The 24,597-nt window shown below is 64.1% G+C and carries 13 protein-coding genes, 2 tRNA genes and 3 rRNA genes; 3 read left to right on the forward strand and 15 right to left on the reverse strand.

The window, feature by feature from the left end; all coding sequences use genetic code 11:
* Nucleotides 1-3: 3 nt before the first annotated feature.
* The 10 genes from uvrC to nadA all read right to left on the reverse strand — a co-directional run bounded on the left by uvrC (nucleotide 4) and on the right by nadA (nucleotide 13,123).
* The gene (gene uvrC / locus IPK27_21010) at nucleotides 4-1,842 is read right to left on the reverse strand and encodes an excinuclease ABC subunit UvrC (GenBank protein ID MBK8070002.1); all 1,839 of its coding nucleotides are present in this window, start codon (nucleotides 1,840-1,842) and stop codon (nucleotides 4-6) included.
* Between the two features lie 16 nt (nucleotides 1,843-1,858).
* On the reverse strand, nucleotides 1,859-3,289 hold the full coding sequence (locus IPK27_21015) for a redoxin domain-containing protein (protein ID MBK8070003.1): 1,431 nt from the start codon (nucleotides 3,287-3,289) through the stop codon (nucleotides 1,859-1,861).
* Nucleotides 3,290-3,315: 26 nt separating this feature from the next.
* Nucleotides 3,316-4,560: a 3-deoxy-manno-octulosonate cytidylyltransferase gene (gene kdsB, locus IPK27_21020; protein MBK8070004.1), complete on the reverse strand. Its 1,245-nt coding sequence runs from the start codon at nucleotides 4,558-4,560 to the stop codon at nucleotides 3,316-3,318.
* 93 nt (nucleotides 4,561-4,653) lie between these two features.
* Nucleotides 4,654-4,766, reverse strand: a 5S ribosomal RNA gene (gene rrf / locus IPK27_21025).
* Between the two features lie 77 nt (nucleotides 4,767-4,843).
* Nucleotides 4,844-7,681, reverse strand: a 23S ribosomal RNA gene (locus IPK27_21030).
* Between the two features lie 290 nt (nucleotides 7,682-7,971).
* Nucleotides 7,972-8,047, reverse strand: a tRNA-Ala gene (locus IPK27_21035).
* A 60-nt stretch (nucleotides 8,048-8,107) separates the two neighbouring features.
* Nucleotides 8,108-8,184 (reverse strand) — tRNA-Ile (locus IPK27_21040).
* A 145-nt stretch (nucleotides 8,185-8,329) separates the two neighbouring features.
* Nucleotides 8,330-9,862 (reverse strand): 16S ribosomal RNA (locus IPK27_21045).
* Together the 16S, 23S and 5S rRNA genes with 2 tRNA genes alongside form the textbook arrangement of a ribosomal RNA operon.
* Nucleotides 9,863-10,430: 568 nt before the next feature.
* Nucleotides 10,431-11,948, reverse strand: a complete 1,518-nt coding sequence (gene nadB / locus IPK27_21050; GenBank protein MBK8070005.1) for an L-aspartate oxidase — start codon at nucleotides 11,946-11,948, stop codon at nucleotides 10,431-10,433.
* A 152-nt stretch (nucleotides 11,949-12,100) separates the two neighbouring features.
* Nucleotides 12,101-13,123, reverse strand: a complete 1,023-nt coding sequence (gene nadA, locus IPK27_21055; protein MBK8070006.1) for a quinolinate synthase NadA — start codon at nucleotides 13,121-13,123, stop codon at nucleotides 12,101-12,103.
* Between the two features lie 232 nt (nucleotides 13,124-13,355).
* Here nadA and apaG point away from each other — a divergent pair, with 232 nt between their 5' ends.
* Together apaG and IPK27_21065 are read left to right on the forward strand one after the other, a co-directional pair.
* Complete coding sequence (gene apaG, locus IPK27_21060; protein ID MBK8070007.1) at nucleotides 13,356-13,736, forward strand: Co2+/Mg2+ efflux protein ApaG; 381 nt, start codon at nucleotides 13,356-13,358, stop codon at nucleotides 13,734-13,736.
* Nucleotides 13,737-13,793: 57 nt separating this feature from the next.
* A complete protein-coding gene (locus IPK27_21065) occupies nucleotides 13,794-14,663 on the forward strand; it encodes a symmetrical bis(5'-nucleosyl)-tetraphosphatase (GenBank protein ID MBK8070008.1) in 870 nt (289 codons plus the stop codon).
* 3 nt (nucleotides 14,664-14,666) lie between these two features.
* On the opposite strand, the gene IPK27_21070 is transcribed toward IPK27_21065, so the two are convergent.
* The 3 genes from IPK27_21070 to IPK27_21080 are packed head-to-tail and all read right to left on the reverse strand — an operon-like array spanning nucleotide 14,667 to nucleotide 18,096.
* Nucleotides 14,667-15,161 carry a dihydrofolate reductase gene (locus IPK27_21070; protein ID MBK8070009.1) on the reverse strand — a complete coding sequence of 165 codons (495 nt, stop codon included), beginning with the start codon at nucleotides 15,159-15,161 and terminating at the stop codon, nucleotides 14,667-14,669.
* Nucleotides 15,158-17,176, reverse strand: a complete 2,019-nt coding sequence (locus IPK27_21075; protein ID MBK8070010.1) for an amidohydrolase family protein — start codon at nucleotides 17,174-17,176, stop codon at nucleotides 15,158-15,160. The genes IPK27_21070 and IPK27_21075 overlap by 4 nt, the downstream gene beginning before the upstream one ends.
* Nucleotides 17,177-17,202: 26 nt before the next feature.
* A complete protein-coding gene (locus tag IPK27_21080) occupies nucleotides 17,203-18,096 on the reverse strand; it encodes a DUF1684 domain-containing protein (GenBank protein ID MBK8070011.1) in 894 nt (297 codons plus the stop codon).
* 191 nt (nucleotides 18,097-18,287) lie between these two features.
* Between IPK27_21080 and IPK27_21085 the strand changes: the two genes are divergently transcribed.
* Nucleotides 18,288-18,473, forward strand: a complete 186-nt coding sequence (locus IPK27_21085) for a hypothetical protein (GenBank protein MBK8070012.1) — start codon at nucleotides 18,288-18,290, stop codon at nucleotides 18,471-18,473.
* Between the two features lie 9 nt (nucleotides 18,474-18,482).
* Here IPK27_21085 and IPK27_21090 read toward each other — a convergent pair whose 3' ends face one another.
* Nucleotides 18,483-19,895, reverse strand: coding sequence for an FAD-dependent oxidoreductase (locus IPK27_21090; GenBank protein ID MBK8070013.1), 1,413 nt, complete (start codon nucleotides 19,893-19,895; stop codon nucleotides 18,483-18,485).
* A gap of 143 nt (nucleotides 19,896-20,038) precedes the next feature.
* The gene (gene gltB / locus IPK27_21095) at nucleotides 20,039-24,502 is read right to left on the reverse strand and encodes a glutamate synthase large subunit (protein MBK8070014.1); all 4,464 of its coding nucleotides are present in this window, start codon (nucleotides 24,500-24,502) and stop codon (nucleotides 20,039-20,041) included.
* Between the last annotated feature and the right edge of the window lie 95 nt (nucleotides 24,503-24,597).

Genomic DNA, 24,597 nt, shown 5'->3' on the forward strand with positions numbered 1-24,597 from the left:
ATCCTACCTCTCGTGGAACAGGTCGTGGATGCGCTGGGCCAGCGCGCGATCGATGCCATCCACCGTCATCAAGTCTTCCACACCCGCCGTCTGAATGCCCTGCAATCCACCGAATGCCTTCAGCAGGGCGCGCTTGCGCTTGGCACCTACGCCCGGAATGTCTTCCAGGACTGAACGCGAGCGTGCCTTGGCGCGACGCGCGCGGTGTCCGGTGATCGCGAATCGGTGCGCTTCGTCGCGTACCTGCTGGATCAAGTGAAGGGCCGCCGACGCCGGCCCAGGGTGGACCTCGTGCATGTCCGGCGCAAGGATCAGCGTCTCTTCCCCGGCCCGCCGCTCGGGGCCCTTGGCCACCCCGATCACCCGGACGCCGCTGACGTCCAGTTCCGCCAGCACGTCAAGCGCCTGCTGCACCTGGCCGCGACCACCGTCGATGAGCAACAGGTCCGCGGCAATCCCCTCCCCTCGCCCAATGCGTTCGAAGCGGCGCTGCAATGCCTGCCGCATCGCGGCGTAGTCGTCGCCGCCGGTGATCCCTTCGACGTTGAATCTCCGATACTCGCTGCGCAACGGACCCTCCGGACCGAACACCACGCAAGACGCCACGGTGCGTTCGCCCTGAGTGTGGCTGATATCGAAACACTCGATGCGTGACGGCGCCTGATCGCACTGCAGCAGCAGGCGAAGGTCCTCGCGGCGGTCGCGCGCGGTGGATTGGGCTGCGAGTTCCGACGCAAGGGCGGCCTCAGCCGTACGCATGGCCATCTCGACCCAACGCGCACGATCACCCCGCGGACTGTCCACCAGCCTGACCTTACGCGTGGCACGCTCCTCCAGCATTTGTTCGACCAGTTCCTGGTCCTCGATGGCGTGGCTGAGCAGCAGTTCGCTGGGAGGCAACTGGTCCGAGTAGTGATGCAGGATGAAGGCGCGCAGGACCTCAGCCTCCGCCGCTTCGCCGAGAAACTTCGGAAAATAGCTGCGATTGCCCAAACTCATGCCACCACGGAAGAACAGGACTTCGACACAGGCCTTTCCGTTCCGGCTGACGCACGCGAGGACGTCGAGGTCGCCGCGCTCACCCTGGACAAACTGGGTCGCCAACACGCGCCTGAGCGCGGCAACCTGGTCGCGCAGCAGCGCCGCGCGCTCAAAGTCCAGATCCCGGGCCGCGCGGTCCATCTCACCTGTGAGCTCGTCGATCAACGCCGAACTCCGCCCTTCCAGCACCATGCTCGCGTGACGAACGCTCGCAGCATAGTCGTGGCGGTCGATCAGACCCACGCAAGGCGCACTGCAGCGGGCTATCTGGTGCTGCAGGCAGGGGCGCGTGCGATGGGCAAACACGCTGTCCTCGCACTGTCGCAACTTGAATGCCTTGTGCACCAGGTTCAGAGTCTCGCGGACCGCCCAGGCGCTCGGGTAAGGACCAAAATAGCGATCAGGTGCCGGCCGGGCGCCGCGATGGAACGTCACTCTCGGGAATTCGTCCGCGGCAGTCATGCGGATCCACGGATAACTCTTGTCGTCGCGGAGGTCGATGTTGTAGCGCGGCTTCAGCGCCTTGATCAGCTGGCTCTCGAGCAGCAGGGCTTCGGCCTCGGTGCGCGTGACGATCACTTCGATGCGCATCACCTGCATGACCATGCTGGTGATGCGGGCGTCATGCGCTCCTCGCGCAAAGTAGCTCTCGACTCGCGAACGCAGATTGCGCGCCTTGCCTACGTACAGGACCTGATCGCTGACCCCAAGCATGCGGTAGACGCCTGGTTCGCTGGTCAAGGTGCGCGCGAAGGCACGTCCATCAAAAACGACGGCGTCCGTCTCAGACTCCCTGCGCATGGCCACCCTGGCGCAATCAGGTCGTGATCGAAAGTCGCGACAACCGACCCGACTTCAAATCCAGCTTCAGCAACTCGTGGGCGTCGGTGTTGGCAATCCAGACCGCCTGCTGCGCGACGCAGATCCCGGCAGGCGACTGCAGCCGGTAGTTGATATTCAACGTCTTCAGTTCGTTCTTGGCGATGCCATAGACGCGCAGCTTGTGGTTCAGCGTGTCAGCGATCCACAGCACACCGCGCGCAGGATCGGCGTGCAGCGCGGTTGGATGGCACATGCGTGCGGCCATGCCGGGGCCGTCGTTCGCGCCATCGGAAAACAACCCGCCATTGATGATCGTCGCCACTCGCGTATCCGCGATTCGAATAGAGCGCAACGCCGATGTCGCGGCGTCGAGCACGTAGAGATTTTCTCCCACGATTGCCAGGGCATTCGGCTGCGCGAAACTGCTGAAACTCCCGGTCCCGTCAACGCCATCCTCGCGGCCGTTGCCTGCAAAAAGCCCGAGCGAACCGCGGCCCAAGTCCAATTGCCAGATCTGATGGGCGCCGGCCATCGCAAGGTACAGCCGGTCATTGAGCACCGCGACATCGATCGGCGTCGCAAGCGGTGTCGCACGCGGTTGTTGGATTTCCGTCGCTGCGGGGCGATCACAGCTGCCATTCCCGGCAAGTGTTTCGACATCTCCGCTGAGCAAGCGGACTCGCCGGATCGCGTGATTCCCAGTGTCAGCGACGAACAGGAAGTCCTTCCACAACGCCAAGCCGACCGGATTGCGGAACCCGGCTTCGGTACCGCGTGCATCCCACTGCCCGGGATTCCCTGAACCGAACTGACGGTTCACACGGCCGTCGAAGCCCAGTTCGAGGATTCGATTGTAACCGGTGTCGGCTACATACAGGTGGGTGGCGGAGGCCACGATCCTGGTGGGGAACCGCAAAGGCGCGCGCGGTTCCTGCTTGCGCCCGACCGGAGCAGGGTCATAACTGCGCTGGTCGAGTTCCGCCGCCTTGTCGAGCACTTGCTGGATCCGAGCCTCGATCTCGGCCTTGCGCCCCTCACCAGGAAAGGCCCCGATCATGCGGAAATCCTGATCGAACAGCACGGCGCAAGGCCACGAATCGATTCCAAGCTGGCGCCACCAGATCCACTCCCGATCGTTCGCGACCGGGTGGCGGAGATGCCAGCGATTCGTTGTCTTCAGAACGACTTCATCTTCTGCCTCGGCGGGATGTTTGGGGGTGTGCACGCCAAGCACGGCCAGCCCGTCGTGAAAGCGGCCTTCGAGTTGACGAAGCTCCTGGGCCTGCTGTTCGCAAGCAACGCTGGATCCCGTCCAGAAGTTCACCAGCAGCGCCTTTCCCCGCAATGCATCCAGCCGCGGAGGTTCATCCATGTTCACCCAGGTGATCCCGGCCGGCAATTCGGTCAGGTAGATATCACCACCCATGTGGCTCGCTCCGAAGTGAATCGCAGTTACGATGACGCACTGAGGTGCGTCCCCAGTCCATCGACGCCCAAGCGGATCAGTGTCAGCGAGTGCGCGAACACTGCCTGCGACTGCCCGTACGGGTCCGGAACGTCACGATGCCCGCAGGCCGGAGCGAAGTCCAGAAGTCGCTTCAACTTGCCGACGTGCTCGGGGTTCGCGCGAGCGTGCAGATCACGCAGATTGCGATCGTCGAGCGCCAGGATCAAGTCGAAATTTGCGAAATCCTCATCCCGCACGCGCCGCGCGCGATGCGACGACAAGTCGAGACCTGCTTTGGCTGCGACCAGCAGTGCCCCTTGATCTGCCCTCTCGCCTTCGTGGTGCCCGATCGTGCCAGCCGACGCGACCTCAACAGCGACGCCAAGCTCACCAAACCGGTGTCGCGCGTAGGCCTCCGCCAGCGGCGAACGGCAAATGTTTCCCATGCAGACGAACAACAGCTTCCTGCGCGCAGGGCTCTCTTGCGGGCCGCCACCGAGCAGCCGCGACACCCGCTCGACATCGGCCGGCGTGTCGACACCGGGCGGAATCGCCTCAGGCGCCAGACGCACGGCGATGTGCAGACCATTTTCGAGCAGGCGCAACTGTTCGAGCGACTCGATACGTTCATGCTGGCCATGCGCCAACGCCGCGAAAGCGCGGAGAGTACTTGCGCGATAAGCGTAGAGACCGAGGTGTCTCAGTGGGCGGGGAAACGGAAGGATGCCCCTGTCCTGACTCCAAGTATCGCGAGCCCAAGGGACCGGAGCGCGACTGAAATACAAAGCACGCTCGCGCACATCGCACACGACCTTCACGCACGCCGGGTCGAACATCTCATCGATCGAGGTGATTGGCGTCGCCAGTGTTGCCGCTGCAGCGTCCGGATCTTCGCGCAAGGCCTTGACGACTGCCTGCAGGCAACTCAGCGGCATCAACGGCTCATCGCCCTGGAGATTGACGACAATCAGGTCGTCGGGCCAGCAGAGTTGGTCGGCAACCTCAGCCAGGCGATCACTACCAGTTGCGTGGGTATCACGCGTGATCGCGGTCTGCACCCCCAAACCGGCCGCCACATCCGCGATGCGGGCGTCATCGGTCGCCACCACGATCTCGCCGCCGCTCAATAGCCGAGCCCGTTCGATTACATGCGCGATCAACGGTTTGCCGGCGACCATCAGGAGTGGTTTCCCGGGGAGCCGGGTCGATCCATGGCGCGCCGGAATTGCAATGACAATTCGCTCGGTCATGTGCTTGGCCCTCGGAGTCCACGGTGCCAGATTGCAGATAGCACAAAGCACAACGCCCAGCCTGTTGGCTGGGCGTTGTGGTGTTCAAAAGGTGCTTGGCGATGACCTACTCTCGCATGCGGATGCACACTACCATTGGCGCTGGCGCGTTTCACTTCCGAGTTCGGGATGGGATCGGGTGGGACCACGCCGCTATGGTCGCCAAGCATTGGAAAAGGGATGGGCAGGTAGCCATTGGCGCCGAGGGAACGAGTGTAGTTCGTTTGCATGGGCTTTGAGTTATATGGTCAAGCCTTCGAGCAATTAGTACGCGTAAGCTCAACGTGTTACCACGCTTACACACCGCGCCTATCAACCAGGTGGTCTTCCTGGGCTCTTATCCTCTCAAGGAGGGAGAGATCTCATCTTGGGGCGCGCTTCCCGCTTAGATGCTTTCAGCGGTTATCGCTTCCGAACTTAGCTACCCGGCAGTGCCACTGGCGTGACAACCGGAACACCAGAGGTTCGTTCACTCCGGTCCTCTCGTACTAGGAGCAACCCCCCTCAAATCTCTAACGCCCACGACAGATAGGGACCGAACTGTCTCACGACGTTCTGAACCCAGCTCGCGTACCACTTTAAATGGCGAACAGCCATACCCTTGGGACCGGCTACAGCCCCAGGATGTGATGAGCCGACATCGAGGTGCCAAACACCGCCGTCGATATGAACTCTTGGGCGGTATCAGCCTGTTATCCCCGGAGTACCTTTTATCCGTTGAGCGATGGCCCTTCCATACAGAACCACCGGATCACTAAGACCTACTTTCGTACCTGCTTGATCCGTCGATCTCGCAGTCAAGCGCGCTTATGCCTTTACACACTACGCACGATGTCCGACCGTGCTGAGCGCACCTTCGTGCTCCTCCGTTACTCTTTGGGAGGAGACCGCCCCAGTCAAACTACCCACCACACACTGTCCCCGATCCGGATTACGGACCTAGGTTAGAACGTCAAGCACATCAGGGTGGTATTTCAACGTCGCCTCCAGACCAGCTAGCGCCAGCCCTTCAAAGGCTCCCACCTATCCTACACAGACGAACTCAACGTTCAGTGTGAAGCTATAGTAAAGGTTCACGGGGTCTTTCCGTCTTGCCGCGGGAACGCTGCATCTTCACAGCGATTTCAATTTCACTGAGCCTTGGGTGGAGACAGCGCCGCTGTCGTTACGCCATTCGTGCAGGTCGGAACTTACCCGACAAGGAATTTCGCTACCTTAGGACCGTTATAGTTACGGCCGCCGTTTACCGGGGCTTCGATCAGGAGCTTGCACCCCATCAATTAACCTTCCGGCACCGGGCAGGCGTCACACCCTATACGTCCACTTTCGTGTTTGCAGAGTGCTGTGTTTTTGATAAACAGTCGCAGCGGCCTGGTTACTGCGGCCACCTTGCGGTGGCGTACCTTCTCCCGAAGTTACGGTACTATTTTGCCTAGTTCCTTCACCCAAGTTCTCTCAAGCGCCTGAGAATTCTCATCCTGCCTACCTGTGTCGGTTTCCGGTACGGTCCCGTGTGATCTGAAGCTTAGAGGCTTTTCCTGGAAGCGTGATATCGGTGACTTCGCCCATGCGGGCTCGTCCTTGACCTCAGTGTTGACATGCCGGATTTGCCAAGCACATCCACCTCAGTCATCTCCCCGGGACAACCAACGCCCGGTACACCTAACCTTCTCCGTCCCCCATCGCAACCACACGAGGTGCTGGAATGTTAACCAGCTTCCCATCGACTACGCATCTCTGCCTCGCCTTGGGGCCGACTCACCCTGCGCCGATTAACGTTGCGCAAGGAAACCTTGGGCTTTCGGCGAACGGGTTTTTTCACCCGTTTTATCGTTACTCATGTCAGCATTCGCACTTCCGATACCTCCAGCAGACCTTACGATCCACCTTCGCAGGCTTACGGAACGCTCCCCTACCGCTTGTATTGCTACAAACCCGCAGCTTCGGTACATCGCTTAGCCCCGTTAAATCTTCCGCGCAGGCCGACTCGACCAGTGAGCTATTACGCTTTCTTTAAAGGGTGGCTGCTTCTAAGCCAACCTCCTGGCTGTCTATGCCTTCCCACATCGTTTCCCACTTAGCGATAATTTTGGGACCTTAGCTGGCGGTCTGGATTGTATTCCTCTTCACGACGGACGTTAGCACCCGCCGTGTGTCTCCCGAGCTGATACGTTCTGGTATTCGGAGTTTGCCATGGTTTGGTAAGTCGCTATGACCCCCCTAGCCATAACAGTGCTCTACCCCAGAAGTAATACTCGAGGCGCTACCTAAATAGCTTTCCGGGGGAGAACCAGCTATCTCCGAACTCGATTAGCTTTTCACTCCTAGCCACAACTCATCCCCGTCTTTTTCAACAGACGTGGGTTCGGGCCTCCAGTACGTGTTACCGCACCTTCACCCTGGCCATGGCTAGATCGTCCGGTTTCGGGTCTACAGCTCGCAACTTTACGCCCTATTCAGACTCGGTTTCCCTTCGCCTTCCCTATGCGGTTAAGCTTGCTACGAACCATAAGTCGCTGACCCATTATACAAAGGTACGCGGTCGCCCTTGCGGGCTCCCACTGCTTGTACACATACGGTTTCAGGTTCTATTTCACTCCCCTCTCCGGGGTTCTTTTCGCCTTTCCCTCACGGTACTGGTTCACTATCGGTCGGTAGGTCGTATTTAGCCTTGGAGGATGGTCCCCCCATGTTCAGACAGGATTCCACGTGTCCCGCCCTACTCAATTTCATCTCGATAGCCCTTTCGTGTACCGGGCTATCACCTTCTATGGCCGGTCTTTCCAGGACCGTTCCACTAAAGCTATCGAGACTTTTGGGCTAATCCCCGTTCGCTCGTCACTACTTGGGGAATCTCGGTTGATTTCTTTTCCTCCGGGTACTGAGATATTTCAGTTCTCCGGGTTAGCTTCCGCATCCTATAGATTCAGATGCGGATGACCCTTACGGGCCGGGTTTCCCCATTCGGACATTGCCGGTTTTAACGCTTGTTGTCAGCTCACCGACACTTTTCGCAGACTACCACGTCCTTCATCGCCGCCTACCGCCAAGGCATCCACCGTATGCGCTTATTCGCTTGACCATATAACCCGAAGCCCACGCTCCGAGTTACCAGTCGCCCAAACTACATTACAGGTTCTCTCTGTTTGAGTTCACCGTCGCAGTCGCCCGTGCTTGCACAGCCTCCCACCACGGCGCTCAGACGCCTTTGGCTACCTGCTCATTTTTTAAAGAACACCGCTTCCTTGCGGTCAGCAACAGGTCAGTTCGACCCGCCGTACTGCTCATCCAGAGTCTCAAGCTCAACCGACGCCACGTCAGCTCAGCTCGATACTCTGATCAGTTCCCAACGATTCGGAATGCGTCATGCCATGGTGGAGCCAGCCGGGATCGAACCGGCGACCCCCTGCTTGCAAAGCAGGTGCTCTCCCAGCTGAGCTATGGCCCCGTCCGGGATCAATCCTTCGCAGCCTCCGCTGCTCAGCGGTCCAGAACGCCAGCCTCGCACTGGTGGGTCTAGATGGACTCGAACCATCGACCTCACCCTTATCAGGGGTGCGCTCTAACCACCTGAGCTACAGACCCAGTGCGGCTGATCGTCCCCACCACCAGCTTTTGGCTGACAGCAGGTTGCTCGTGCTCCCGTCAGCCCTAACCCTCCGGTCAGAACTTCCAGGCATTTCGCGTGTCTTGTGTGGGCGCTCGAATCAGACTTTGGTCCGCTGACTCTAAAGGAGGTGATCCAGCCGCACCTTCCGATACGGCTACCTTGTTACGACTTCACCCCAGTCATTGACCACACCGTGGCAAGCGCCCCCCTTGCGGTTAAGCTACCTGCTTCTGGTGCAGCCAACTCCCATGGTGTGACGGGCGGTGTGTACAAGGCCCGGGAACGTATTCACCGCGGCATTGCTGATCCGCGATTACTAGCGATTCCGACTTCATGGAGTCGAGTTGCAGACTCCAATCCGGACTGAGATCGGCTTTCTGGGATTGGCTCCCCCTCGCGGGTTGGCTGCCCTCTGTACCGACCATTGTAGTACGTGTGTAGCCCTGGTCATAAGGGCCATGATGACTTGACGTCATCCCCACCTTCCTCCGGTTTGTCACCGGCAGTCCCCCTAGAGTTCCCACCATTACGTGCTGGCAACTAGGGGCAAGGGTTGCGCTCGTTGCGGGACTTAACCCAACATCTCACGACACGAGCTGACGACAGCCATGCAGCACCTGTCTCTGGGCTCCTTGCGGCACCCCCATATCTCTACAGGGTTCCCAGGATGTCAAGACCAGGTAAGGTTCTTCGCGTTGCATCGAATTAAACCACATACTCCACCGCTTGTGCGGGCCCCGTCAATTCCTTTGAGTTTCACTCTTGCGAGCGTACTCCCCAGGCGGAGAACTTCACGCGTTAGCTTCGACACTAAGAGGCGAATTCCTCCCAACGTCCAGTTCTCATCGTTTAGGGCGTGGACTACCAGGGTATCTAATCCTGTTTGCTCCCCACGCTTTCGTGCCTCAGCGTCAGTTTTAGGCCAGGTGGCCGCCTTCGCCACTGATGTTCCTCCCGATCTCTACGCATTTCACCGCTACACCGGGAATTCCACCACCCTCTCCCAAACTCCAGCTCCCCAGTATCGGATGCCATTCCCAGGTTAAGCCCGGGGATTTCACATCCAACTTAAAAGACCGCCTGCGCGCGCTTTACGCCCAGTCATTCCGGACAACGCTTGCCCTCTCTGTATTACCGCGGCTGCTGGCACGAAGTTAGCCGGTGCTTATTCTTTCGGTACCGTCATCCGAACCGGGTATTAACCGATCCGTTTTCTTCCCGAACAAAAGTGCTTTACAACCCGCAGGCCTTCTTCACACACGCGGCATTGCTGGATCAGGCTTTCGCCCATTGTCCAATATTCCCCACTGCTGCCTCCCGTAGGAGTCTGGGCCGTGTCTCAGTCCCAGTGTGGCTGATCATCCTCTCAGACCAGCTACCGATCGTCGCCTTGGTAGGCCATTACCCTACCAACTAGCTAATCGGGCGTCGGCTCATCCTATCGCGCAAGGCCTTGCGGTCCCCTGCTTTGGTCTCTCGACATCATGCGGTATTAGCACAAGTTTCCCTGTGTTATCCCCACCATAGGGTAGATTCCGACGCATTCCTCACCCGTCCGCCACTGAAGTAGAGTTGCCCCTACCTCCGTTCGACTTGCATGTGTTAGGCATGCCGCCAGCGTTCAATCTGAGCCAGGATCAAACTCTTCAGTTCAAAAACAATGTCTTGAATCTAAAGCTGTCCGCTCAAACTACTGTTGCTGTTTGAAAGACGCTTTCGCAGACTCATCGTCTGACCAAGCGCCCACACAAGACACTCCGAATCCGTTGTGAAAGAACCGTCCCGCTTCGACCTACTCACCAGCATCTCGCCGTGTGAGCCGCCCATCATACTTCGAAATCGATGGCTGTCAACACCCTCTTTCGCTACCTTCAGAAACCGACAGGTTTCGTTCAGCTCCCTGCCGACATCGCCGGCGGGTCTTGAATCATGAAGGCCTGCGAGGAGAATTGCAAGCCCCGCTCTTGAAATTTGCACTCAGCTGCATTCACCAAGGGGCAGCAGCTTGGTCGCTCGCCGGCCAGTGCCGCCACCGATGGGCGCGATCGATCGTTCAACGATCGGCGGCACCACCGGGACGCCGCTGGCTGCGTCAGCGGTTGGTGGCGCGGGTTCGAAAGTTCAAGGGTACGTGGCGGACAGGGTCGTCAGTATCGACTCCATCCGCTTCATCCCTTGCCTGACAGCAAGCTCCACCCCGACCGCGCTGATGCCGCGACCCTCAAGCCACCGCCTGGCCGTGTTGTTGAGACCAGCTGGTGTCGCTGGAGCCCATGTAGTGGGCACCAATACTGTCGCGGCGCCGCAATGCGGCCTCGACGATCAACTGCGCCGCCAGCAACTGCCGCAGGACCGGAGCACCGGGCAGGCAACGACGCTCGAGCACCTGGATCTGGTGCAATGCCGATTGCAGACCCTCGGTGGTGCGCATGATGCCGACATCGTTCCACATGATCTGGCGCAGGCGCCCGAGGATCATGTGATCGTTGGTGGACATCGGACGGAGTGCATGTCCCACGACGGGGTCCACGCGGGTTATCGGTGCCGACGGGCCGCGTTGGGCCAGACGCTCGCCGAGCGCTTTGCCGAAAGCGAGCGCTTCGAGCAGCGAATTGCTCGCAAGGCGATTGGCGCCATGGACTCCGGTACATGCCACCTCACCCACGGCGTACAGCCCGGGCACGCGCGACATGCTGTGCAAATCGACCTTGACGCCGCCCATATGGTAGTGAGCCGCGGGGACGATCGGGACCAGGTGGGTTCTCGGATCGATGCCACGCTGGGCGCAGGTCTGCATGAAATTCGGGAATCGGGTCCGCACGCCGTCGCCCAGGCCGCGCGCGTCGAGAAAAACGCGGCGGCCGTGCGCAAGCTGGTCCCAGACCCCGCGTGCGACGACATCCCGCGGCGCGAGTTCACCCTGCGTGCTCGCGGCAGTCATGAAACGCGTGCCCTGGTCATTCAGAAGCAGGCATCCGGCGCCACGCAAGGCTTCGGTGATCAGCGGCAGCTGAGATGCATCATCGTCCGCCTTCGGCGCCATCGCGGTCGGATGGAACTGCACGAACTCGAGGTCCGCCAGCTCCGCACCCGCCTGGTGTGCCAGCGCCAATCCAGAGCCATCTGCCTCGGCCGGGTTGCTGGTGTAGCGATAGAGTTGCCCGATGCCGCCGGTTGCGAGCACCACGCTCGGCGCCAGCAGCCGCACCTGTTCGCCGCGGCGATTGCGCGCAAGCACGCCGACCACCTGGTTGCCGCGCTGGAGCAACTCGCAGGCATCCATGAACTCATGGCGTTCGATCCACGACTGGCGTGCGGCTGTCTCGCGCAGGACCCGCGCCAATTCGGCGCCGGTGGCATCCCCGCCGGCGTGCGCAATGCGCGGAAAGGAATGCGCCGCCTCGCGACCGAGTGCGAGACGGCCGTTCACCGTGTCGAACTGCATCCCCAGCGCCAGCAGCCAGCGCACCACGTCGGGCGCACCCTCGGCCAACCAGCGCACCGCGGACTTGTTGTTGAGGCGTGCGCCGGCGGAAATCGTGTCTGCCGCATGCTGTCCGGCGGAATCCCCGGGACCCACCGCGGCAGCGATTCCGCCCTGGGCCCAGCAGCTCGCGCCGTCGAGTCCGGACACTCCGCGGCTGACCACCGCCACACGCAGGACGCCTCCGGAGCCGAGCGCGACGCTCAGTCCGGCTGCGCCGCTGCCGATGACGATGAGATCGTACTGTTCGGACATGTCTACGCCCCTGTATCGCTCGCCATAGCCGAAGGCCCTGGCTTTGGTGTCAGTGTCGCTTGCTGCCGGCACCACTGTTGTGAGGTGTCGCTCATTTTAGGCGCATCGCCGGGCACACATGAGCCGGGCGGGTCCGTTGGTGACGGAAATTGTCAGGCCGCCTCGCGCCTGCCGACATCCAGCATCCGAAGCACGGCGTTGCGCGCCCGTCGGGCGGTATCGGGATCGACTTCGACTGCAGGCGCAAGGTCGCGCAGTGCGTGGTAGATCTTCGGGAGGGTGATCCGGCGCATGTGCGGGCACAGGTTGCAGGGCCGCGTGAACTCGACCTGCGGGAACTCCACTGCAAGGTTGTCCGCCATCGAGCACTCGGTGATCAACACCACGCGGTCGATGCCGCCGCGCCGGATGGCCTCGGTCATCGCCGCGGTGGAGCCCACGAAATCCGCCGCGTCGAGCACATCGGGCGGACACTCCGGGTGCGCCAGGACGGCGACGCCGGGCGCGCGCAGGGCGCGCACCTCGTCGCCGGAGAATCGCTCATGGACCTCGCAGGCGCCCTCCCACAGGATCAGGCGCTTGCTCGTCTGGCGGGCGACGTACTGGCCGAGGTAGCGGTCGGGCAGGAAGATCACGGTGTCCTGGGGAAGCGACTCGACCACGTGCACCGCGTTCGCCGAGGTGCAGCAGATGTCGGACTCGGCCTTCACCTCGGCGCTGGTGTTGACGTAGGTAACGACCGGCGCGCCGGGATAGCGCTGGCGCAGCAGCCGCACGTCGGCGGCGGTGATCGATTCGGCCAGCGAACAACCCGCATCAGCGTCGGGAATCAACACAGTCTTCGACGGATTCAGGATTTTCGCCGTCTCTGCCATGAAGTGCACGCCGCACAGCACGATCACATCGGCGGAGGTATCGGCGGCGCGCTGCGCCAGCGCAAGCGAGTCGCCGGTGATGTCGGCCACCGTGTGGAAGATCTCCGGCGCCTGGTAGTTGTGCGCCAGCACCACTGCACGCCGCGCCGTCTTCAACGTGCGGATCGCATCAATGTACGGCAGGTGCACACTCCAGTCCAATGGGCTGATCTGGTCGCGGACGCGCTGGTAGAGACCGGCGTACTGAGCTTCCAGTTCGGCGTCGAAAACGCGCGGGGCGATGGCGGATGCAGAGTTCATTCGACCTACCTTTTTCTCATGGAGAGCAATAACGCCACGTATGGCGCGTTCGGAAATCGACCCGATCCTAATTATGCTACTTATGAGCAAAATCAAGTCAAGCACTCGTGAAACCATCCGACGGTTGGTTCGCCTGCGTGTTCAGCCAACCGCTGCCCGGCGTTCGTGGCCGAACTGCCCTCCCGCCTCGCGGAACTTGTTCCGGGGCCCCCCAGTCGCTATTTATCGCCCCATGAGCAGACAGCGCTACCAGATCGACATCGCGGTACAAACGCACTACGTCGCCGACCAGTCACGGCCCGACGAGCGTCGCTTCGTGTTCGCCTACACCATCCAGATCCGCAACAGCGGCGCGGTCGGCGCGCGGCTGATGACACGCCACTGGCGCATCGTCGATGCCGATGGCAAGGTCCAGGAGGTGCGCGGCGAAGGCGTGGTCGGCGAGCAGCCGCACATGGCGCCAGGCGAGCAATTCGAGTACACCAGCGGCGCGGTGCTTGAAACGAATGTCGGCAGCATGCGCGGCAGCTACCAGATGCTTGCGGACGACGGCACCCTGTTCGAGGCGCCGATCAACGCATTCTCGCTGTCGGTTCCGCGCACGCTGCACTGACGTGGCAACATCGCGCCCCTGCCGCCCTCCGGCGATCGATCCCTGGAGCAACCCGTTGTGAGTACCTATGCGATCGGCGACGTCCAGGGTTGCTATGACACCTTGCGCAAGCTGCTGGAGAAACTCCGTTTCGACCCCGAGGTGGATCGCCTGTGGTTCACCGGCGACCTGGTCAACCGCGGCGGGCAGTCGCTGGAGACGCTGCGACTCATCCGTGGACTTGGCGATGCCGCCGTCGCGGTGCTCGGCAACCATGATCTGCATCTGGTCGCCGAAAGCGTCAAGGCGACCGAGCGGCGGCAGAAGAACCAGGACCTCAAGCGCGTGCTGGAAGCGCACGACGGCCCGGAACTGATCGAATGGTTGCGCATGCGGCCGTTGCTGCACGTGGACCACGAACTGCGCTTCGTCATGGTGCACGCCGGCCTGTCGCCGCAATGGACGCTGGAACGGGCGCGCATCGAGGCCGAGCGGGTGGAGAAAGAACTGCGCGGCAAGGATTTCAAGAACACCCTGCTGCGGATGTACGGCGACAAGCCGGGTGGCTGGAGCCGGCGGCTGAAGGGCCTGGACCGCACGCGGGCAACGATCAACGCCTTCACCCGGATGCGCTACTGCGATCCGCGCGGACAGGTCTCGTTCGATTCCAAGGGCGCACCCGGCACGCAGCCGCCGGGCTTTTACCCGTGGTTCGAGGCGCCGGGCCACAAGCCGCGCGAGTACCGCGTGGTTGCCGGCCACTGGTCGGCGCTCGGCCGCTTCCAGGGCATGGGCGTGTACGGCCTCGACACCGGCTGTGTCTGGGGCGGCAAGCTGACTGCGCTGCGTCTGGAAGGCGAGCCGGAATTCATCGCGGTCGATTGCGCGCAACCGCGCAGCACCGACGCCGATCCGCAGAGCCTGGACGAGATGGGCGACCGCGACTGAGGTTCAGCCCCGGCGCATCCGGCTGACGAAGTCGAAAGCGTGGGCGTGGCGCTCGTCGGCGGGATGATGCTCGCGTGCGGCAATCGTCCACTGGGCATCGTCGATCTGCGGGAACCAGGCATCGGCCGCAGCCACCTGGGTATCGATTTCGGTGGCCTCGATGCGATCGGCCTCCGGCAATGCAAGGCGGTAGATCTCGCCGCCGCCGATCACCCAGAGCACGCCTGACTGATGCCGGTCGAGCGCCGCGCGCCAGTCGCGCACGGTGTGCACACCTGGGTGGGTCCAGGATGCGTCGCGCGAGAGCACCCAGTTCTCGCGCCCGGGCAGTGGCCGGCCGATCGATTCGAAGGTCCGGCGCCCCATGAGCACACGCTGGCCCAGCGTCAGCGCCTTGAAACGTCGCAGATCATCCGGCAGGTGCCAGGGCAAGCCACCCGCATGGCCGATCGCGCGTTGGCGATCGTAGGCCACGATGATCGCGACTTCCCGGCTCACGGTGCCGGGCTGACGCCAACCGTGGAGTACAGCTCCGCAGGCAGGTAGCTGACGCCGTCCTTGACCACCCGCGTGACCTTGCGCAGCGCGCTGATCGATTCCAGCGGATCGCCGTCGACCAGGATCAGGTCCGCCATCCAGCCGGGCGCGATGATTCCCAGCTCGTGCGAGCGCCGGTTGACCTCGGCGGATCCCAAGGTGGCCATGCGCAGGATGTCGGCACGCGGGATGCCGGCCGCCTCGTAGAGTTCCAACTCACGCAAAAGCGCGAACCCGGGCAGGCCATCGGTACCTGGAACGATCGGCACGCCCGCCTGGTGCAGCGCGGCGAGCATCCGCAGCATCGACGGGAAGGCCTTCGCATAGTGCTCCTGCTCGCCCTCCGGCGGCGCCAGGCCGCCAAGGCGCAGGCTGCGCTGTACCTGCGGCGGCAGGCGCGTGGCGACGCTGGTGTAGCCGGGATGCATCTCGCCAGCGGCGGCCTCGAAGAAGCCCTCGAAGATGTTGATGGTGGGGTCAACGACCGTGCGCCGACCGGCGAGCATCGCGATGAACTTGCGCTCGCGCTCGCCTTCCGGGTCGATCCGGTGGGCGAACTTGCCGATGGCCGTGAAGCGCGTCATATCGCGCGTGTCCGCAGCTTCCTTCGCCAGGAAGTTCAGGAACACGAAGTTCAGGTGCTGCAATTCGTCGGCACCGGCGGCGACGAACTGCTCGGCGGTCATGAAGGCCGGCACATGGCCCGAGAGCCGCAGCCCACGCGCGTGCGCCAGGCGTGCGATCAGCGGCACCAGTTCCGGCTTCAGCGAGGAATACACCTTGACCTGCTGGTAGCCGTGGTCGGCATACCATTCGACCCACTGCTGCGCTTCCTCGGGGGTGTCGACGAAGACCTTGGTCGGTCCGGCGAATGGCCCGCGGCCGTCCATGAAGCCGGCCATGACCACGCGCGGACCGATTTCCTTGCCGGCATCGAAGCGCTCGACCCGCGCGGGCAACTGGTCCTGGTCGTTGGCGAGGTCGCGCACGCTGGTCACGCCGGCAGCCAGGTGCAGCAGGCCATCAACACCGCCCAGGTGCACGTGGTTGTCCCACAGCCCCGGCAACAGCCACTTTCCGCTGGCATCGAGGCGTTCGACATCCGCCGGCAGGGTCATCTGGCGCTCGTCGCCGACGGCCACGATGCGCTGGCCCATGACCAGCACGCAGGCCTGTTCGGCCTGGCCGGTGCGCGGATCGAACACTTTCGCCCCGTTGATCAGCAGCGGCCGCTTGTGTGGATGCGCGAGCCGCGCGGCCCATTCGGCGGCACGCTTGCGCTCGTAACCGGCCTGCGCGTCGAGGATCGGCTGCAGCCATGCCTCGCGGCCCTCCGGCAGCACGCTCATCCACTCGCCGACCACCCCGAGATAGGCGCCGTCGGCGTCGAACCAGACCAGGTCCGGCGTGAAGCCGATGCCGCTGATCTGGTAGGCGACCAGTTCGCGCTTGCGCTTACCCTTGGCGACCGGCTCGGGAATGGTCAGCGCCTCGCTGATGCGCGCGCGGCCAGCCGGCAGCAAATCGATCTCGCCGTCCGCGTCCGCCAGCAGTGCGCGCGCCAGCACGCCCATGAACATCGGTGGCGCTTCGATCGGGATGTAGAAGTGCTCGCGTGCGCCGGCCATCGAGCCCTGCTCCGCCCCGCTCTTCCAGTTGGCCACTGCACGTTCGTTGGTGTACCACTCGTCCACCGGCGCTTTCAGGTAATCCTTGCCGCTGATGCGGATGGACACCGGCAACTGGCGCGCATCCAGGCGCCAGCGCACCTCGATCTCCGGTCCGCGGCCGCGGTCGTCATACTTGAAGCGGGCGACCTGATCGTCGCCCTGCAGGAAGTAGGTTTCGCTGCCGGCGACCTTGCCGAGCATCAGCACGCTCGACTTGCGCTCGATGGGCGCCTCGCCATCGGCATTGTCCGCGATCGCGGGAAGGTGCAGCGCCAGCAGCAACAACCAGGTCCAGCGAGCGGTCATCGGGTGCCTCCGCGGGGGAGCAGCGGTCAGTGGGCGCCTGCGTACTTCTTCTCGCCGGCGGAAACGTACAGGTCCAGCCGATTGCCTTCGGGCGGCATCGGACAGGTGGCGTAGGCGGTGAAGGCGCACGGCGGGTTGTAAGCCTTGTTGAAGTCGACCACGATGCGGTCGCCCTCGGGTGGCCCAGCGTAGAGATAGCGCGCCATGCCGTAGGTTTCCTTGCCGCTGCTGCGGTCGGCGATGATGAGGAAGTATTGCTCCGTGCCCTCCTCCACCAGCGCCTCGATGCTGTGGGTCTTGCCCTCGCGCTCGAACACGATGCGCCCAGGGTTGGGATAGGCCTCGAGGGTCCCGACCACGGTGGCGACCTCGATCGTGCGCGGCTCGGTATAGCGCTCGAAGCGCGCTTCGATGCGCCAGGAGGGATCGACGTCGAAATGCGGGATGCCGCTGAACTTCAGCCGGGTGGGCGCCTCGCTGTCGCGGATGCGCAGGGCAAACTTGTCGCCGCGCTCGAGCATCTGCAGGCTGGCGCTGCCGAAGCGGACGATGACCGGCGCGTTTGCCAGTTCGGGAAGCAGTTCGACCCGGTTTGCGGGTGCGTCCGCGACAGTCGCGCCAGCGCCGTCGGCAGCGACGAACCAGGGCTTACCGGCCTCCCACTCGATGCGCCCGAGTTGCGGCGGGCCGACGCCGAGATCCACCTCATTGCCCTCGCCATTGCCTAGGGTCTGCGCGGTCCCGGCCGGCACCCAGTGCAGGCCGACCAGTGACAGCCAGCCGTCGGCTGCCGTCAGGCGCTCGATGCGACCGGTGCGCCAGGCGGCGACTTCCTGTTCGTGTTCGCTCATCGCGGTGGCATCGGCGGCCGCCAGGCTCATCAGCGCGGCCGCTCCCAGGGCAAGCAGGTGCTTCGACATCGGGTCTTCCATGCGCGGAATATCTGCGCAGAGCATGCGCGAAATGCGACTGCGAAGCACTCGTCCGCGCGGGTTCGTTTAGCCAGGATTACTGCGCCCCGACCGACGGCAGCGGCGCCCGCGAAACGCCACGCCGCCGTCATCCCCTGCACCCACGGACGTGATCGACTGTGGGCGCCAGGAGAACAATCATGCGCAGCTTCGTGGATGCCACAGACGACGAGATCTACGCGTACATCGCGCGCTTCGGGATCGAGGCGCTGGTGCCTTACCAGGTGGGCATGCGCGTGAGCGCCAGCCTGCAGCCGGCGGCCAGTGTGGCGCCCCCTGCCGCAGAACCGCGCTTCTCCGTCGAAGAGCCGCGCCGCGCCGCCTGATCCTCCGGGTCAGCCCAGCAGGAAGCCGGCGATGCTCTTCGCGGCCTCGCGGCCCTCGTAGACCGCGGTGACCACCAGGTCCGCGCCGCGGACCATGTCGCCGCCGGCAAACACCTTGGGCGAACTGGTCTGGAACGGCAGCGGGACAGCGGTTTCGTCGCGGACGTCGACGCGGCCATCCGCGTGCAGGCGGATTCCGTTTTGCGCCATCCAGGCGGGCGGGTCCGGCTGGAAACCGAAGGCGACGATGACCGCATCCGCCGGGATCACCACCTCGCTGCCCGGCACGTTCTCGGGCCGGCGGCGGCCCTTGGCGTCGGGGGCGCCCAGGCGGGTTTCGACCACGCGCACGCCACTGACCTGGCCATCCACGCCGATGATCTCCAGGGGCTGGCGGTTGAACAGGAAGTGCACGCCTTCGTCCTTCGCGTTCTTCACCTCACGGCGCGAGCCAGGCATGTTGGCCTCGTCGCGGCGGTAAACGCAGCTGACCTCGGTGGCGCCCTGGCGGATCGCCGTGCGCACGCAGTCCATGCCGGTGTCGCCGCCGCCGAGGACCACCACGCGCTGGCCGGAAAGGTGGATCGCCGGCTCCGCGTCCTGCCACTGCATCACGCGGTTGACGTTGGAGACGAGATAGCGCAGCGCCGGGTGCACGCCGCCCAGGTCCAGGCCCGGCAGGCCGCCGTCGACCGCGCGGTAGGTGCCCATGCCGAGGAACACGGCATCGTGCTCGGCCAGCAGTTGGTCGAACGCAATGTCGCGGCCGATCTCGACGCCGAGGCGGAACTGCACGCCCATGCCTTCGAGTAACTGGCGGCGGCGCTCGACGACGATTTTTTCCAGCTTGAACGGCGGGATGCCGAAGGTCAGCAGGCCGCCGATCTCGCGCTGGCGGTCGTACACCACCACGTCGATCCCGCGGCGCACCAGGCCATCGGCCGCTGCGAGGCCGGCCGGGCCGGCGCCGACGATGGCGACCCGCTTGCCGGTGCGGCGTACGGCCGACAGGTTGGGCTTCCAGCCGAGGCGGATGGCCTCATCGGTGATGAACTTCTCGATGGCGCCGATGGTGACCGCGCCGAAGCCGTCGTTGAGCGTGCAGGCGCCCTCGCACAGCCGGTCCTGCGGGCACACCCGGCCGCAGATCTCCGGCAGCGGATTGGTCTCATGCGACAGCTCCGCGGCCTCGACGATGCGCCCTTCCTCGATCAGCTTGAGCCAGTTCGGGATGTAGTTGTGGACCGGGCACTTCCACTCGCAATAGGGATTGCCGCAGTCCAGGCAGCGCCCGGCCTGGTCGGTCGCCTGCTCCGGCGCGAACTGCCCGTAGATCTCCGAATAGCCGAGCACGCGCACCGCCACCGGCAGCTCGGCCGGCATCTGGCGTTGGACTTTGAGAAACTTGAGAGGATCAGTCATGGGAGTTCGGCGGACAGAAAGGTTTCATGCGTCAAACGTGAAACGTCAAACGTCAAACGTCAATGACTCTGCGCGATCGGCCAACGAGCGCGGAGGGTCGGCGCCAATTGACGTTTTACGTTTCACGTTTGACCGCTCTTCCATCACGCCGCCCTCTTCAGCGTCTCGCTCAAGCTCTCCAGGCTCGCTGCCTTCGGCTTGACCAGCCAGAAGCGCGGCAGGGCCTCGCGGTAGTCGTCTACCAGCTCGCGCGCCCAGGCGCTGCCGGTTTCGGCGTGGTGGCGCTTGAGCAGCTGGCGCAGGTGCGAGAGGTGGTTCTCCATGCCTTCGGTGGAGATGCGCACGATGTCGATCAGCTCGGGGTTGTAGCGGTCGACGAAATCGCGCTCCATGTCGAGCACATAGGCAAAGCCGCCGGTGAAGCCCGCGCCGAAGTTCAGGCCGGTGCGGCCGAGGACCAGCACGCAGCCGCCGGTCATGTACTCGCAGCAGTGGTCGCCGGTGCCTTCGACCACCGCCAGCGCGCCGGAATTGCGCACGCCGAAGCGCTCGCCGGCGCGGCCCGCGGCGAAGAACTCGCCGCCGGTGGCGCCGTAGAGGCAGGTGTTGCCGACGATCACGGTCTCGCGGGCGACGAAGCCGGCGTCCGCAGGCGGACGCACGACGATCTTGCCGCCAGCCATGCCCTTGCCGACGTAATCGTTGGCCTCGCCGGTCAGGTCCAGAATCAGGCCGCCGGCATTCCACGCGCCGAAGCTCTGCCCGGCCGAGCCGGTCAGTTTCAGGGTCAGGGGCTGCTCGGCCATGCCGAGGTTGCCGTGGCGCCGCGCGATCTCGCCGGACAAGCGCGCACCGATGCTGCGGTCGCGGTTGCTGACCGCGTACGTGAATACGCCACCCTGCTTGCCGGCGATCGCGGCGCGGGTGTCGTCGAGCATGCGCGCAGCGAGCACGCCCTTGTCGTGCGGCGGGTTGCGCGGGTCGATGCAGCAGTTCGGCGCGTCAGCCGCCATGCCGTCCTGGCTCAGCAGCGGCGTGAGGTCCAGGCGCCGCTGCTTGGCCGAATGGCCTTCGTGCAGGCGCAGGAACTCGGTGCGGCCGATCAGTTCCTCCATCGAACGCAGGCCGAGCTGCGCCAGACGCTCGCGCACTTCCATCGCGACGAAGCGGAAATAGTGCTCGACCATCTCCGGCAGGCCGATGAAATGCGCCTTGCGCAGCGCCGGCAACTGGGTGGCGACACCGGTCGCGCAGTTGTTCAGATGGCAGATGCGCAGGTACTTGCAGCCGAGCGCCACCATCGGCGCGGTGCCGAAGCCGAAGCTCTCGGCGCCGAGCGCGGCGGCCTTGATCACGTCGAGGCCAGTCTTCAGGCCACCGTCGGTCTGCAGCCGCACCTTGTGGCGCAGGCTGTTGCGCTTGAGCGTCTGGTGCGCCTCGGCCAGGCCCAGTTCCCACGGTGTACCGGCGTACTTGATCGATGACAGCGGGCTTGCGCCAGTACCGCCGTCATGGCCCGAGATGGTGATCAGATCCGCATAGGCCTTGACCACGCCAGCGGCAATGGTGCCGACGCCCGCGTGCGAGACCAGCTTGACCGAGACCAGCGCCTCGGGGTTGATCTCCTTGAGGTCGTAGATCAGCTGCGCGAGGTCTTCGATGGAATAGATGTCGTGGTGCGGCGGCGGCGAGATCAGGCCGATGCCCGGGCGCGCAAAGCGCAGCCGCGCAATGGTCTCGTCGACCTTGTGTCCGGGCAGCTGGCCGCCCTCGCCCGGCTTTGCGCCTTGCGCCATCTTGATCTGCAGCACCTCGGCATTGATCAGGTATTCCGGGGTGACGCCGAAGCGCCCGGAGGCCACCTGTTTGATCTTGCTCATGCGCTCGGTGCCGTAGCGCGCGGGATCCTCCCCACCCTCGCCCGAATTGCTGCGCGCGCCGAGGCGGTTCATCGCGATCGCGAGCGCTTCGTGTGCCTCCGGCGACAGCGCGCCAAGCGACATGCCAGCGGAGTCGAAACGCTTGAGGATCGCCTCGACCGGCTCGACCTCGTCCAGCGGAATCGGCCCGCGATCGCTGACCGGCAGCATCAGGTCGCGCAATGCCGAGGCCGGGCGCGCGTTCACCACATCCGCGTACTCGCGGTAGAGCTCGTAATCCCCGCTGCGCACCGCCGCCTGCAGGCGCGCGATCACATCCGGGTTGTACATGTGGTACTCGCCGCCGTGCATGAACTTCAGGAGCCCACCCGGCTCGACCAGCGAGTTCGCGTTCCAGGCCTGGGCGCAGAGCTGGCGCTGGTCGGACTCGATCTCGGCGAAACCGGCACCTTCGATGCGGCTCGGCGTGCCGGTGAAGCAGCGCTCGACCACCTCGCGCGCCAGGCCAACCACCTCGAAGAGCTGCGCGCCGCGGTAGCTGTCGACGCAGGAAATGCCCATTTTCGACAGGATCTTCAGCATGCCCTTGCGGATGCCCCGCCGGAAACTGCGTCCCAGCTCCAGCGGCTCGCCGAAGCGGCGCTTGATCTGCCCTGCGCGCACCAACGCCAGCAGGCTCTGATAGGCGAGGTAAGGCTGGATCGCGGTGGCACCGAAGCCGATCAGGCAGGCGAAATGGTGCGGATCGCGCGCGGTGGCGGTTTCCACCACGATGTTGCACGCGGCGCGCAGGCCGACCCGCGTGAGATGCTGGTGCACCGCGCCCACCGCCAGCAGCGCATGCGCCGGCACCTTGTCCGGCGCGGTGTGGCGATCAGTCAGGAACACCAGCAGGGTGCCGTGGCGCACCGCATCCTCGGCCTGCTCGCAGAAGCGCGACAGCGCAGCTTCCAGAGTCTCGCCCGCCGGATAGTTGATGTCGATCTCGACATGCCCGCCGAAATCGGTCATCGACAGGATCTGCTTGAGCTTGCGCTGCGACAGGATCGGCGAGTTCAGCACGATCTGGCGCGCGTATTGCGGCGCCGCCTCGAACACATTGCACTCGCGCCCAAGTTGGGTCATCAGCGACATCACGCGGTGTTCGCGCAAGGAGTCGATGGGCGGATTGGTGACCTGGGCGAAGGACTGGCGGAAATAGTCGTAGAGCGAGCGCACCTTGCCGCTCATCACCGCGACCGGGGTGTCGTCGCCCATCGAGCCGGTGGCTTCGGACTCGCTCTCGGCCAGCGATTTCAGCACCGTGTCGCGCTCCTCGCGCGACAGGTTGAACAGCTTCTGGTGCACGGCGAGCGTGGGCGCATCCCAGGGCTCGATGGCCAGGCTGGGATCGATCAGCGAGTTGCTGAGATAGCGCACGCCGGTCTTCATCCAGCGCTTGAACGGCGCCCGCGCGCGGTTGATCGCGTCGATATCGCGGCTCTTGAGGAACTCGCCGCGCAGCAGGTCCACCGCGACCATCTGGCCGGGGCCCAGGCGGCCCTTCTCGACCACCTCATGCGCCGGCACGTCGAACACACCGGCCTCGGAGGCGATCACCACATGGCGGTCGCGTGTGACCAGGTAGCGCGCGGGGCGCAGGCCGTTGCGGTCCAGCGTGCACGCGGCGTAACGACCGTCCAGCAGCACGATGCCGGCCGGGCCGTCCCAGGGCTCCATGTGCAGCTGGTAGTACTCGTAGAAGGCCTTGATGTCGCCGTCAAGGTCCTCGCGGTCGCGCCAGGCGGGCGGGATCAGGATGCGCATGGCCTGCAGCAGGTCCATGCCGCCGATCAGCAGGCACTCGAGCATGTTGTCGAGGGTTTGCGAATCCGAACCGGTCATCGACACCACCGGCTGCAGCTCGCGGAAGTCCACCAGCGGCGAGCGGAAACGCGGGCCGCGCGCGCGCATCCAGTTGCGGTTGCCCTGGATCGAGTTGATCTCGCCGTTGTGCGCGAGGAAGCGGAAGGGCTGGGCCAGCGGCCAGCGCGGCATGGTGTTGGTGGAAAAGCGCTGGTGGAAAGTCACCGCGCTGGTAGCCAGTTCCGGCCGCGCCAAGTCCTTGAAGAAGGCCGGCAGGTCGCCCGGCATGACCATGCCCTTGTAGGCGAACACATGCGCCGACAGGGACACGACGTAGAAATCGGCCAGGTCGGACAGCGCGATCTCGGCGCGTCGGCGCGCCTGGAACAACAGGCGTTCGAGCGCGGACAAGTCGAGATCCTCGCGCACGCCCACATACACCTGGGCCACCGCGGGCATGGTCCGGCGCGCCTCGGCGCCGCACACCTCCACGTCCACCGGCACCTCGCGCCAGCCGGCCAGCAGCAGCCCGCAGGCGACCAGTTCAGCCTCCAGCGTGACCCGCGCGCGCATCGCATCGGCTTCGTCGTGGGGCAGGAACACGATGCCGGAGGCGAAGCTCTCGGGCAGCGCGATGCCCGCCTCGCGGGCGAGCACGCGCAGGAAAGCCTCGGGACGCCGCAGCAGCAGGCCGCAGCCGTCACCGCTCTTGCCATCTGCCGCCACCGCGCCGCGATGGGTCATGCGCCGCAGCGCGTCCAGGGCCGCATCGACGATTGCGCGCGACGGGCGATCGTCCAGCTGGGCGATCAGGCCGAAGCCACAACTGTCCTTTTCGAATGCCGGATCGTAAAGATCGGCACCGCCCGCACCCTGTCCCATGTCGCTCCTCCGCTGCCCCGAATCCGGAGCTTCGCCGACCGTCCTAGAGCGCATGCTCGCAAAGCCATGCGGGCCGACTAGATCACGAAGTGCTG

Source organism: Rhodanobacteraceae bacterium (assembly GCA_016713135.1).
Classification (GTDB): Bacteria; Pseudomonadota; Gammaproteobacteria; order Xanthomonadales; family SZUA-5; genus JADKFD01.

Coding starts and splice junctions, on each gene's coding strand:
- uvrC (MBK8070002.1), bottom strand. CDS start 1,842: ATGCGCAGGGAGTCTGAGACGGACGCCGTCGTTTTTGATGGACGTGCC.
- IPK27_21015 (MBK8070003.1), bottom strand. CDS start 3,289: ATGGGTGGTGATATCTACCTGACCGAATTGCCGGCCGGGATCACCTGG.
- kdsB (MBK8070004.1), bottom strand. CDS start 4,560: ATGACCGAGCGAATTGTCATTGCAATTCCGGCGCGCCATGGATCGACC.
- nadB (MBK8070005.1), bottom strand. CDS start 11,948: ATGTCCGAACAGTACGATCTCATCGTCATCGGCAGCGGCGCAGCCGGA.
- nadA (MBK8070006.1), bottom strand. CDS start 13,123: ATGAACTCTGCATCCGCCATCGCCCCGCGCGTTTTCGACGCCGAACTG.
- apaG (MBK8070007.1), top strand. CDS start 13,356: ATGAGCAGACAGCGCTACCAGATCGACATCGCGGTACAAACGCACTAC.
- IPK27_21075 (MBK8070010.1), bottom strand. CDS start 17,176: ATGACCGCTCGCTGGACCTGGTTGTTGCTGCTGGCGCTGCACCTTCCC.
- IPK27_21080 (MBK8070011.1), bottom strand. CDS start 18,096: ATGTCGAAGCACCTGCTTGCCCTGGGAGCGGCCGCGCTGATGAGCCTG.
- IPK27_21085 (MBK8070012.1), top strand. CDS start 18,288: ATGCGCAGCTTCGTGGATGCCACAGACGACGAGATCTACGCGTACATC.
- IPK27_21090 (MBK8070013.1), bottom strand. CDS start 19,895: ATGACTGATCCTCTCAAGTTTCTCAAAGTCCAACGCCAGATGCCGGCC.
- gltB (MBK8070014.1), bottom strand. CDS start 24,502: ATGGGACAGGGTGCGGGCGGTGCCGATCTTTACGATCCGGCATTCGAA.